General features: G+C 37.3%; 1 protein-coding gene. It reads right to left on the bottom strand.

Annotation, left to right across the window (positions count from 1 at the left end; translation table 11 throughout):
* A partial coding sequence (locus IV64_RS14000) for an MFS transporter (RefSeq protein WP_157060962.1) occupies positions 1–369 on the bottom strand: 369 nt, incomplete at its 3' end.
* Positions 370–394: the final 25 nt, after the last annotated feature.

Genomic DNA, 394 nt, shown 5'->3' with positions numbered 1-394 from the left:
GACAGCAAACATCAACGGTAACGCGATTCCATCAGCAATGCCTTGACATAAGCGGCCTAGCAAAACTAAATTAAAGCTGTTGGAAAAGCTTGCAATCAACGTACCGACTAAAAAGCTTAAGCACGAAACTCTAAATAAAGTTACCACACGAAACCGTCTTAAAAAGAATGAACCCAATGGAATCAAACTAGTTGAGACTAGCATATATCCAGTAGTCAACCATTGAACTTGACTGATAGGTATAGAAAAATACGTTGTTAATTGTGGGAAGGTTATGTTTAACGCTGTTTCAACCACTATTCCTAAAAAGCTTAAAAGACCAATCGAAATTATTGCGCTCAATAGTTTGTTGTGTTTCTCTTGAACCAAGAATTGCACCTTCCAAACACTACAT

Source organism: Lactiplantibacillus xiangfangensis, assembly GCF_001438845.1.
In the GTDB taxonomy this organism is placed as follows: domain Bacteria; phylum Bacillota; class Bacilli; order Lactobacillales; family Lactobacillaceae; genus Lactiplantibacillus; species Lactiplantibacillus xiangfangensis.
This window is presented reverse-complemented; position numbering and strand designations above follow the sequence as displayed.